Genomic DNA, 11,636 nt, shown 5'->3' on the forward strand with positions numbered 1-11,636 from the left:
CCCCAGGGCCCACCGGGCGCGGCGGCCTGCGGCGCCGGGACCGGCGGCGCGGCGGACGGCGCGAACGGGGGCGGTGGCGGCAGGGCGGGCGGCGGCAGGGCGGGCGGCGGCACCGACGGCCTCCCGCAGGACGCGCAGCCGAACGCCCCCTCCGCCGTGACCGCGCCGCAGGATGCGCAGATGGCCATGGACCGCGTCCCCCCGTCCGAACGAACGATCCCCTGGTCCCCCCAGGGCGCCCCTTTTCTCCCATCGGGTACGGACGGCTGTCAACCGGTCACCCGCCGCCGGAACGCGCGGCGGACCCCTCCGGGAACGTCCCGGAGGGGTCCGCGGGTGGCCTCCGCCCGGCCGGGCGCCCGGTCAGACCTGCTTCTTCGGCACCTCCGGGACCGCCAGCAGCGGCAGCCGCAGCGCGCCGAACGCGCCGTCCGGCACCGCCGGGGCGGCGGGCGGGACGGGCGCGATGCGGCGGTACTCCTCGCCGGGCGCCGGGCGGAGGTCCGGCTCGCCCTTGTTCGGCCACAGCGACATGGCCCGCTCGGCCTGCGCCGTGATGGTCAGCGACGGGTTGACGCCGAGGTTGGCGGAGACGGCGGCGCCGTCCACCACGCTGATCCCGGGATGCCCGTAGAGCCGGTGGTACGGGTCGACCACACCGGTCAGCGGGGAGTCGCCGATCGGGCAGCCGCCCAGGAAGTGCGCGGTCATCGGGATGTCGAAGATCTCGCCGACGCTGCCGCCGGGGAAGCCGTTGATCTCCTCGGCGAGCGCCCGGGCGCCGCGCTCGGCGGCCGGGATCCAGGTCGGGTTGGGCGCGCCGTGGCCCTGGCGGGAGGTCAGCGTGCCCTTGCCGAGGCCCTTCTCCTTCAGCGAGACGGTGATCGAGTTGTCCAGGGACTGCATCACCAGGCCGATGATCGTCTTCTCGGACCAGCGGTGCTGGTTCATCGACCGGGCGAAGGTCACCGGGTGCTTGACCGAGTTGCCGAGGTAGCGCAGCCAGCGCGGGACCCGCCCGCCGCCGGCGACCTGGGCGATCGACAGCGCGCCCATCGCGTTGGAGCCCTTGCCGTAGCGGACCGGCTCGATGTGGGTGTTCTCGTCCGGGTGGATCGAGGAGGTGATCGCCACGCCCTTGGTGAAGTCCGCGCGGGCGCCGTACCGCCGGTCGGTGGTCTGCGCGCCCACCAGCGCCTCGGAGTTGGTCCGGGTCAGCTCGCCGAGCCGGGCGGAGATCCGGGGCAGGTGGCCGGCCGCCCGCATCCGGTGCAGCAGGCTCTGGGTGCCGTAGGTGCCGGCCGCGACCACCACCCGGGCGGCGGTGACGGTCCGCGCCCCGGCCTTGACCGGGTCGGTGGTGGACCGGCCGTCGGTGCGCCGGACGTCCACCGCGAAGCCCTCGCCCCGCTCGCGGATCCGGGCCACCGTGGTGAGCGGGTGGATCTCGGCGCCGCCCCGCTCGGCCAGGTACAGGTAGTTCTCGGTGAGCATGTTCTTGGCGCCGTGCCGGCAGCCGGTCATGCACTCGCCGCACTCGACGCAGGCCCGGCGGGCCGGACCGGCCCCGCCGAAGTACGGGTCCGCCACCTCGCCGCCGGGTTCCGCCTTCGCCGTGCCGTCGCCGTCCTCGCCGTCGCCGAAGAAGACCCCGACCGGCGCCAGGTGGAAGGTGTCGCCGACGCCCATCCGCTCGGCGGCGGCCCGCAGGTGGACGTCGGAGGGGGTGACGGTCGGGTTGAGCCGCACCCCGAGCATCCGCCGCGCCTGGTCGTAGAACGGCGCCAGCTCCTCCTGCCAGTCGGTGATGTGGCGCCACTGGCGGTCCTCGAAGAACGCCTTCGGCGGCACGTACAGGGTGTTGGCGTAGTTCAGCGAGCCGCCGCCGACCCCGGCGCCCGCCAGGATCATCACATTGGCCAGCAGGTGGATGCGCTGGATGCCGTAGAGGCCGAGCTTCGGCGCCCACAGGTAGTTGGCGACGTCCCAGGAGGTCGTGGGCAGCTCGTCGCGGTCGAAGCGGCGTCCGGCCTCCAGGACGGCGACCCGGTACCCCTTCTCGGTCAGCCGCAGCGCCGAGACCGAACCGCCGAACCCGGAGCCGACCACCACCACGTCGTAGTCGAACTCCCGGTCCTCAGCCGAACCCACCATCTGCCACTGCTCCTTCGGAAGTCGTCCACGAAACGGGGAGGGCCGGCCGGCGCCGGGGCTACCTGACGCGCAGGGCCTTCAGCATCCGCAGTCCGGCGGTCATCACCGCCGCGTACTGCCGGTCGTCCTGGCCGAGCGCGGGCGCCAGCGGCAGCAGCCGCTGGCTGGCGATCGTCTGCGCCTCGGTGAACCGCAGGATGCCCTCGGCGCCGTGCCGCCGGCCGAGGCCGGAGTCGCCCATGCCGCCCATCGGCGAGGCGGCCGAGCCGTACGCCGCGCCGTAGGCCTCGTTGACGTTGACCGTGCCGGTGCGCAGCCGGGCCGCGACCGCCCGGCCGCGCCGGACGTCCCGGGTCCAGACGCTGGAGTTGAGGCCGTACGGGGTGGAGTTGGCGGCGGCCACCGCCTCGTCCTCGGTGTCGAAGCGGTAGACGGAGACGACCGGGCCGAAGGTCTCCTCGCCGCACACCGCCATGTCCGGGGTGACGCCGTCCAGGATGGTCGGCTCGAAGAAGAACGGGCCGAGGTCCGGGCGGGCCCTGCCGCCGGCCACGACGGTGGCGCCGGCCTCGACCGCCTCCTCGACGTGCCGGGTGGTGGTCTCCAGCTGCCGGGCGGAGACCAGCGAGCCCATGTCGGCCCCGTAGGCGAGGCCGCCGCCGAGCCGCAGCGCCCGGGTGCGGGCGGCGAACTTGGCGAGGAACTCGTCGGCCACCGAGCGGTGCACCAGCAGCCGCTCGATCGAGATGCAGAGCTGGCCGGCCGAGGAGAAGCAGGCCCGGACGGCGCCCTCGGCGGCCCGGTCGAGGTCGGCGTCGGCGAGCACCAGCATGGCGTTCTTGCCGCCGAGTTCGAGCGAGGCGCCGACCAGCCGGCCGGCGGCCCGCCGGGCCACGTCGCGGCCGGTGCGGGTGGAGCCGGTGAACGAGACGTAGTCGCCGTGCTCGACCACCGCCGGGCCGATCACCGGGCCGTCGCCGATCACGATCTGCCACAGGTCGGCCGGCAGCCCGGCCTCGACCAGCAGCTCGCGGGCCCAGAGCGCGGTCAGCGCGGTCTGCGTGTCCGGCTTGTTGACCACCGCGTTGCCCGCCACGAAGGCCGGCAGGGCGTCGCCGACGGACAGCTCCAGCGGGTAGTTCCACGGCGAGATGTGGCCGATCACGCCCTTGGGCCGGCGGGCCTCGACGGCCTGGGTGAGCAGCGGCACCGCGCCGAGGTGCCGCTTGTCGCGCAGGTAGGACGGCGCGGAGCGGCCGTAGTGCCGGGCGGCGATGGCGACCGCGAGGACCTCCTCGAAGGCGTGCAGCCGGGCCTTGCCGGTCTCCGCCTGGATCAGGTCGAGCACCTCGTCCTGCCGCTTGATCAGCAGGTCGTGGAAGCGCAGCAGCACGGCGGCGCGGCGGCGGACCGGCAGCGCGGCCCAGGCCGGCTGGGCGCGCCGGGCCAGCTCGAAGGCGACCTCGACGTCCGCCGGGGTGGACTGCGGCAGTCCGGCCAGCCGCTCGCCGGTCAGCGGGGCGACGGTCTCCACCACGCTGGGTTCGCCGGTGGCGGTGACCCCGGCGGCGAGCCGGGCGACCAGGGACGGCGGCACGGCCGAGGCGACGGTGCGACCGCCGCCGGGCGCGGCGGGGTTGCGGCCCGGCGCGCCGGTGCCGGCGGGGTCATTGGCCGTGGCAGCTGCAGTGAGGTCCGTCATAGGGCGCAGCCTAGGCGCTCGGCGCCCGGTTCGGTACCCGTCGGTAACAACAAACCGGGGGCCCGGCGGCTGCTGCGGTCAGCGGGTGGGGGTGAAGTAGTGCAGCACCGCGTTGAAGCGCTGCTCGGCCTCGTTCCACTCGTTGCCCCGCTCCGGGCTGGACGAGTAGATCGCGTAGCTGGTGCCGTCCGTGTCGATGAACTCGGCCTCGATCGCGCGGCGGCGGCCGCCCTCCTTGGCCAGGTAGCTGAACTCCCAGACCGCCGCCTCGTGGCCGTTCACCGCGACGCTGGTCAGCCGGTGCTGCTTGTACTCCTTCATCAGGGAGACGGTGGTCTCCATCTGCCGCATGTGCTCCAGCGGCCTGACCGACTGGCCCACGGTGACCGCGAACTGCAGGTAGTGCACCTTGTCGTCGGGGCTGTAGTAGATCTGGTTGGAGGACGTGCTGGTGCGCTGCCAGGCCGGTGTGGCCGTCGGCAGCGGGAAGCGGAAGCCCGCCGGGTCGTCCACCCAGTGGTAGCCGACGGGCGGCGCGGGCGTGCCGTCGCCGGGTCCGCTCGGCTGCGGCTCGGCCGGGACCGGCGTCGGCCGGGCCGTCCCCGGCCCGCCGTCGCGGCCCGCCAGGCGGACCACCCCGGCGGCCCCGGCGGCCAGGACCGCCACCGCGACCGCCAGCACCAGCAGCGTTCGTCGGCGCCTGGCCGGTCCGCGCACCGGCGTATCGGCGTACGCCACCGGCGCGACCGGCGCGGTGGGCTCCCCCTCGGTGAGCTCGTGCGCCGGGTCGGCCCCGACGGGCGGCACCGGCGGCGTCTCCTCCGCCGCGGCGGCGGCCACGGCCGCCACCGGACGCGGCACGGTGACCGCCTCGGACGAGCCGTCCGGCTCACCCGATCCCGGCGGCCCGCCCGCCTCGCCCGACCGGTCCACCACCGGCACCGACTGGGTCGGCATCCGCACCGGCGCGACCGGCTTGAATCCGAGGGTGTGCCCGGCTTGCACCTCGGCCAGCATCCGGGCCGCCTCGTCCGCGGTCGGCCGCTCCGCCGGGTCCTTGGCCATCAGCGCGGCCAGCACCGGCCCCAGCGGGCCCGCGCGGCGCGGCTCCGGCAGCGGATCGCCGACCACCGCGGCCAGGGTGGTCAGCGGCGAGGTGCGGCGGAACGGCGAGTCGCCCTCCACCGCCGCGTACAGCGTCGCCCCGAGCCCCCACAGGTCGGAGGCCGGACCCGGCCGCTCGCCCTGCGCCCGCTCCGGCGCCAGGTAGTCCGGCGAGCCGACCAGGTCGCCCGGGCGGGTCAGCTCCGCCGAGCCCTCGTACGTCGCGATCCCGAAGTCCAGCAGCACCGCCCGCCCGGTCCCGTGCTCCAGCAGCACGTTGGCCGGCTTCACGTCCCGGTGCAGCACGCCCAGCTGGTGGCCCCGGTGCAGCGCGGCCAGCACCTGGCCGCCCACCTCGGCGGCGGCGCGCGGCGGCAGCGTGCCGTCCTGGCTGATCACGTCGGCCAGCGAACGGCCGTCGACCAGCTCCATGACGATCCACGGCCGGCCGTCCTGCTCCAGCACGTCGTGCACGGTGATCACCCCGGGATGCTTGATCCGGGCGGCCGCGGAGGCCTCCCGCTTCATCCGGGCGTGCAGGATCTCCAGCTCCTCCTCCGGGAGGTGGCTGACGGTCAGCTCCTTGACGGCGACCTCGCGGTCCAGCATCCGGTCCCGGGCCCGCCACACGGTGCCCATCCCGCCGCGGCCCAGCCGCTCACCCAGCTCGTAGCGCCCGGCCAGTAGCCGCTCCGCCTCGGCCGAATCCGGCCGGTCCTGCGCGCCCATCCGCGACGCTCCCCCTCATCCACCTGCCGTCACCGCGACGGAGGGCCCGGCGCAGACCACTCGGTGCAGACCACTGAATCGAACAATCCCACGGACACATTAGGCGCCCCGGGCTCCCCCCGGTAATCTCCCCCACCCGCCACGGTGGCCGCCACCGTTCCACCGGCCCCGTCAGCCTGCGAACAGCACCACGGCCGCCACCCCGAGGAGCAGCAGCAGGAACACGCCGCCGACCAGCAGCGGGCCCAGCATCGCCGGCGGGATCCGCGGCGGCCGGGCCGGCCCGGACTGCTCCGCCCGCCCCGCGCCCGCCGCACCACGGCGCTCCGCCGCACCGCGCTTCCCGGCCGCACCGCGCCTGCCGGGCGGGCGCCGCGGCTCCGGCAGCGGCGCCACCGGCTCGCCGGCCACCGGCTCCGGCGCGCCCGCCAGCAGCTCCGCCAGCTCCGCACGGACCTCCGCCGCCGTCGGCCGCCGCGCCGGATCGGGCTGCACCAGCCGCTCCACCAGCGGCCCCAGCGGACCGCACGCCTCCGAGGGCACCCGCCGGCCCTCCCGCACCGCCGTCACCAGCTCCGGCACCCCGCTCTCCGGGTACGGCGCGCGGCCGGTCGCCATCCGGTGCAGCAGCACCCCGAGCGCCCAGCAGTCACCGGCCGGGCCGCCGTCCAGCGGCCAGCGCTCCGCCACCGCGCCGACCAGCTCGGCCCGGATCTCGTAGCGGCGCCGCCCACCGGGGCCGCCCAGCTCCTCGGCCAGCACCTCCTCGGCCACCCCCGGGAGCAGCCCGCCCAGCAGCGCCGCGCCGTCCTCGCAGACCAGCACCGACCCGGCGGTCAGGTTCCCGTGCGCCAGCCCCGCGTCGTGCAGCGCCCGCAACGCCGCGGCGAGGTCCGCCGCGACCTCGGCGGCCCGGTACGGCGGCAGCGGGCCCTCCGCCAGCAGCGCTTCCAGCGGCCGGCCGGCCGGCCGCTCCTCGACGGTCCAGAGCAGCTCGCCCTCGACGAACGCCCCGGCGCCCTGCAGCAGCCGCGGGTGCCGCGGCGCGGCGGCGCCGACCGCCGCCACCCGGCGCACCAGCCGCTCGCCCTGCACCGGTTCCCCGGCGTCCGGATCCCGCCCCCCGGTCAGCGCCGCGGGCAGCTCCCACCCGCGCAGCCGGACGACGTCCCCGCTCCCTTCGTCCACGGCGAACGCGTCCGGCGTCTCCGGACGGTCCGTCAGCCGGTAACGCCCCGCCAGCACCTGCCCCGGGCCCGCTCGCATGCGTGTTCCTCTCCGCTCACCGTCGCCAAGCCTAGGGCCTGGGCGCGGCCGACACGGCGTACGTGCCCCGGATTACCCTCGGTCCCATGGACTGGACCGATCTGATCGACGCGGCCTTCGACGTGGCCGGCAACAGCAGCAGTGACAACCGGGCGGCGGCCCTGCGCACCGTCGAGGCGAACGTCGCCGCCGACGAGAAGCCCGTCGCCTCCACGGCCGGACGCCACCCCGACCACTTCCGCAAGGGCGTCCTGGTCCTGACCACCCGTCGGCTGCTCTTCCTCAAGGACGGCAAGCCCCCGGTTCCGGTTCCGCTGGACGCGGTCACCGACGCGACCGTCACCCGGACCAGGATCAACGGCGAGGTGCTGCTGGTGGTCGCGCTGACCGGCTCGCACCGCTTCGAGGACGTGGTCAAGGCCGAGGTCTTCGCCGAGCAGGTGCGCGCCACCGCCCGGCTGGTCCGCGAGGCCGCCTCCCGGCAGGCCCTCGCCGCCCCGGCGCCCGCCGGCCCCGCCCCCGCGGCCTCCTCCGGCGCCGAGCTGCTGGACCAGCTGGAGCGGCTGGCCGCGCTGCACACCGCCGGCGCCCTCACCGACGAGGAGTTCACCCGGGCGAAGCAACGCCTCATCGGCTGACGGCCCGCCGTCCCGTTCGTCAGCCCGCGGGCTGGAAGGTGTCGAACGCGATCTGCCGGGCCTCGGCGTTCTGCGGCGCGGCCCAGTCCGCGTCCGGCGTCGTCCAGTAGATGGCGTAGCCGTACTTGGCCGGGGAGCCGGTGACGAAGCCGCGGTTCAGCGAGTGCGTCCGCGAGCTGCCGCTGATCCACTCCCAGTCGGCCGCGTTGGTCCACTCCCGGTAGGCGACGGACTGCAGCTGCACCCGCTGGTAGTTGGTCACCTGGCCGCGCAGCCCGGGCTCGGCCTCCTGCCAGTCGGCGAGCGCGCTCGCGCCCGGTGTGGTCGTCCACTCGATCCGCAGGGTGCTGCCGTTGCCCTTGAAGGTCCGGCGGATCGGCTCCGAGCCCGACGGCTGCAGCCAGTCGGGCAGCACGATCGAGAAGCCGGCCGGGTCCTTGTACTCGTGGTACCCGGCCGGCACGACCGCCCCGGTGGCCGTCGGCGCCGGGGTGGTGGGCGTGGGGGTCGGGGTCGGCGTCGGGGTGGGCGTCGGCGTCGGGGTCGGGGTCGGGGCGGGCTCGGGGGCGGCGCTCTCCGCCGGGGCGGAGGTCTCCGGGGCCGTCTCCGGAGCCGTCTCCGGAGCCGTCTCCGGAGCCGTCTGCGGGCCGGTCTCCGGCGCCGTGCCGCCCGCGGCGGTGTCCGTGACCGCCACCACCGGAGCGGTGCCGCCCGCGCCGGACGCCGTGCCGTCCCCGGAGCCGCCCAGCGCCTGGACCAGCGCGACCACGCCCGCGATCAGCAGCAGCACCACCACGACCGTCGCCACCGCCAGCCGCCGCCGTCCGGTGCGCGGGTCCGCCCCGGCCGCCTGGGTGGCGCCCAGCGTCCATTCACTGGTCACCGGGCGGGCCGCCTCGGTCTCCTCGCCCGGCGCCCCCGACGGCGCCGACGGCCCCGCCGCACCGGACGCCCCGGACGGCTTCGCGGACGCCGCCGCCCCCTCGGGCCCCGGCACCGCCGGCGCCGCCGGCGACTCGCCGCTGCCGGCGTCCCCGGCCAGGCTGCCCACCCGGACCGTCCCGAGCAGCCCGCCGACCGGCGGCTTCCCACCGCGCTCCGCGACCGGCACCGCCTGCTCGGTGGTCGACTCGGCCCGCGCGGTCGCCTCCGCGACCACCCGCTTCAGCATCGACCGGGTCTGCGAGGCGGTCAGCCGCTGCGCCGGGTCCTTGGCCAGCAGCCCCTCGATCACCGGCAGCAACGGCCCGGCGTTCGCCGGGGCGGCCAGCTCCTCCGTCATCACCGCGGTCAGGGTGGCCAGCGCCGAGCCCCGGTCGTACGGGGGACGTCCCTCGACCATCGCGTACAGCGTGCCGCCCAGCGACCACAGGTCGGCCGGCGGCCCGGGCTTCTGCCCCTGGGCCCGCTCCGGGGAGATGTAGGAGGGCGCGCCGACCAGCATGCCGGTGGAGGTCACCGAGGTGTCGCCCTCCACGCTGGCGATGCCGAAGTCGGTGAGCACCACCCGGCCGTCCTCGCCGATCAGCACGTTGGACGGCTTGACGTCACGGTGCAGGATGCCGAGCGCGTGCGCGGCGCTCAGCACGCCGAGGACGTCCAGCGCGATCTCCGCCGCCCGGGCCGGCGCCAGCGGGCCGTCCTCGCGGACCACGTCGGCCAGCGACCGGGACTCGACCAGCTCCATGACGATCCACGGCCGGTCGTCCTCCTCGACCACGTCGAAGACGGTGACCGCCGAGTTGTGCCGGATCCGCGCCGTCGCCTTGGCCTCGCGCAGGGTGCGGACAATGAGCCGGTGCTTCTCGTCCTCGTCCACGCTGGCGTTCATCCGCAGTTCCTTGACCGCGACCGTCCGGCCCAGCATCTCGTCCTCGGCGCGCCAGACGGTGCCCATGCCGCCGCGCCCGAGCACCGCGTTCAGCCGGTAGCGTCCGGCCAGGAGGCGGCCGGTGGAACCCTGCGCCTGGGTCATTCGGAACGTTCCCCCATGTGCTGCGGCGGTCGTGGTGACGGCACGTCGGACCGGCGTCGGGCCCGAACGCCCAAGCCTCCATCATCCCCTGTCACGCGCGCCCCCGACCACCCGGCCCCCGGCCACCCTGGCACGCCCCCCGGCCGGGGGCGGCGCTCCGTGCCCGATCTGTGATCGAAAACTCTGTCGGCCCCGCTCCGGACCCTGCTACCGTGCGGCAGCTCACCGTCTTTCCGGGGGGAACACGACGTCCATGACCGCATCCGCACCGGGCGCTGACGGCCAGTCGGGCCGCCCGCCCACGGCCCCGCACTTCTCGGTCGCGCCGGAACCGGAGACCCCGGAGGGGTACGTGGCCCCCGGCATGCCCGGTGCCCCGGTGGCCGGTTACCGCCCCGCCGCCCCGGGAGAGCGCCGCCGCCGGAACCGGACGGGTGCGGCCGTCGCGCTGGCCGTCCTCGCGATGCTGGCCGGCGCCGCGGCGTTCGGCTGCGCTCCGGCCCGCGCCGAGCCCACCGTCGGCTGGCTGGCCATCGCCCCCGCGGCGGCGGTCGCCCTGCCGCTGGGACGGCTCGGCGGCCCGGGCCGGCTGCTGCCGCCGCTGGGCGCCGTGCTGGCGGCCGGCGCGCTGTTCCTCGGCCAGCTGCTCGGGCAGCTCCGCCGGCTGCACCACCTGGCCGGCACCGGGTACGGGGAGCTGCTGCGCGACGCCCTCCCGCTGTGGCGCGGCGACCGCCGCCCGCTGGACCTGGTCTTCTACGGCATCGCGCTGATCGGCGGCTTCCTGCTGACCCGCCGCGCCGCCGCCCGGCAGTAGCCCGGGTACGGCGCGGGCCCCCGTCGCGGCGCGCGACGGGGGCCCGGGGCGGGCGGCGGCCGGGACGGCTCAGCGGTGGTTGAGCGCCGGGTTGACGGTCACCTCGACCCGCTGGAACTCCTTGAGCTCGGTGTAGCCGGTGGTCGCCATCGCCCGGCGCAGCGCGCCGAACAGGTTCATGGTGCCGTCGGGGGTGTGCGACGGGCCGGCGAGGATCTCCTCGGTGGTGCCGACGGTGCCGAGGTCGACCCGCTTGCCGCGCGGCAGCTCCTCGTGGACGGCCTCCATGCCCCAGTGGTAGCCCTTGCCGGGCGCGTCGGTGGCACGGGCCAGCGCGGCACCGATCATCACCGCGTCGGCGCCGCAGGCGACCGCCTTCGGGATGTCGCCGCTGTAGCCGACGCCACCGTCCGCGATGACGTGCACGTAGCGGCCGCCGGACTCGTCCATGTAGTCGCGGCGGGCGGCGGCCACGTCGGCGACGGCGGTGGCCATCGGCACCTGGATGCCGAGCACGTTGCGGGTGGTGTGCGCGGCGCCGCCGCCGAAGCCGACCAGCACGCCGGCCGCACCGGTGCGCATGAGGTGCAGCGCGGCGGTGTAGGTGGCGCAGCCGCCGACGATGACCGGGACGTCCAGCTCGTAGATGAACTGCTTCAGGTTGAGCGGCTCGGCCGCGCCGGAGACGTGCTCGGCGGAGACGGTGGTGCCGCGGATGACGAAGACGTCGACCCCGGCGTCCACGACGGCCTTGGAGAACTCGGCGGTGCGCTGCGGCGAGAGCGCGGCGGCGGTGACCACGCCGGAGTCGCGGACCTCCTGGATCCGCTGCTTGATCAGCTCGGCCTTGATCGGCTCGGCGTAGATCTGCTGCAGGCGGCGGGTCGCGGCGGCCTCGTCGGAGATCGCGGCGATCTCGTCGAGCAGCGGCTGCGGGTCCTCGTAGCGGGTCCAGAGGCCTTCCAGGTTCAGCACGCCCAGGCCGCCGAGGCGGCCGATGGTGATGGCCTGCTGCGGGGAGACCACGCTGTCCATCGGCGCGGCCAGGAACGGCAGCTCGAAGCGGTAGGCGTCGATCTGCCAGGCGATCGAGACCTCCTTCGGGTCACGCGTACGGCGGCTGGGGACGACGGCGATGTCGTCGAAGGAGTACGCCCGGCGGCCGCGCTTGCCTCGCCCGATCTCGATCTCAGTCACTTCGAGCCCTTCTGGTGGTGTTGCTCATGCCCGCCGGGTCACCCCGGCCGCCCC

The 11,636-nt window shown here is 76.0% G+C and carries 8 protein-coding genes and 1 pseudogene; 2 read left to right on the forward strand and 7 right to left on the reverse strand.

All coding sequences use genetic code 11. The features are described 5' to 3' along the window. From ACFXAM_RS24330 to ACFXAM_RS24350, 5 genes and pseudogenes are all read right to left on the reverse strand, one after another. Nucleotides 1–188 (reverse strand): annotated as a pseudogene (locus tag ACFXAM_RS24330) (zinc ribbon domain-containing protein); the annotation flags it as partial. Nucleotides 189–363: 175 nt separating this feature from the next. Further along, a complete protein-coding gene (locus tag ACFXAM_RS24335; protein WP_380294354.1) occupies nt 364–2,154 on the reverse strand; it encodes a GMC oxidoreductase in 1,791 nt (596 codons plus the stop codon). Between the two features lie 58 nt (nt 2,155–2,212). Further along, complete coding sequence (locus tag ACFXAM_RS24340; protein ID WP_380294355.1) at nt 2,213–3,856, reverse strand: succinic semialdehyde dehydrogenase; 1,644 nt, start codon at nt 3,854–3,856, stop codon at nt 2,213–2,215. A gap of 78 nt (nt 3,857–3,934) precedes the next feature. Further along, nucleotides 3,935–5,689 carry a protein kinase gene (locus tag ACFXAM_RS24345; RefSeq protein ID WP_380294356.1) on the reverse strand — a complete coding sequence of 585 codons (1,755 nt, stop codon included), beginning with the start codon at nt 5,687–5,689 and terminating at the stop codon, nt 3,935–3,937. 171 nt (nt 5,690–5,860) lie between these two features. Then, nucleotides 5,861–6,955 carry a protein kinase gene (locus ACFXAM_RS24350; RefSeq protein WP_380294357.1) on the reverse strand — a complete coding sequence of 365 codons (1,095 nt, stop codon included), beginning with the start codon at nt 6,953–6,955 and terminating at the stop codon, nt 5,861–5,863. Between the two features lie 86 nt (nt 6,956–7,041). Between ACFXAM_RS24350 and ACFXAM_RS24355 the strand changes: the two genes are divergently transcribed. Further along, nucleotides 7,042–7,593, forward strand: a complete 552-nt coding sequence (locus tag ACFXAM_RS24355; protein WP_380294358.1) for an SHOCT domain-containing protein — start codon at nt 7,042–7,044, stop codon at nt 7,591–7,593. A 19-nt stretch (nt 7,594–7,612) separates the two neighbouring features. Here ACFXAM_RS24355 and ACFXAM_RS24360 read toward each other — a convergent pair whose 3' ends face one another. After that, nucleotides 7,613–9,568, reverse strand: coding sequence for a protein kinase (locus ACFXAM_RS24360; RefSeq protein ID WP_380294359.1), 1,956 nt, complete (start codon nt 9,566–9,568; stop codon nt 7,613–7,615). 253 nt (nt 9,569–9,821) lie between these two features. On the opposite strand from ACFXAM_RS24360, the gene ACFXAM_RS24365 reads away from it, so the two are divergent. Further along, a complete protein-coding gene (locus ACFXAM_RS24365; RefSeq protein WP_380294360.1) occupies nt 9,822–10,385 on the forward strand; it encodes a hypothetical protein in 564 nt (187 codons plus the stop codon). A gap of 69 nt (nt 10,386–10,454) precedes the next feature. Here the strand turns inward: ACFXAM_RS24365 and ACFXAM_RS24370 are convergent, their stop codons facing one another. Then, complete coding sequence (locus ACFXAM_RS24370; RefSeq protein WP_380294361.1) at nt 10,455–11,582, reverse strand: GuaB3 family IMP dehydrogenase-related protein; 1,128 nt, start codon at nt 11,580–11,582, stop codon at nt 10,455–10,457. Nucleotides 11,583–11,636: the final 54 nt, after the last annotated feature.

It is taken from the genome of Kitasatospora sp. NPDC059462, from assembly GCF_042749955.1.
In the GTDB taxonomy this organism is placed as follows: Bacteria; Actinomycetota; Actinomycetes; order Streptomycetales; family Streptomycetaceae; genus Kitasatospora.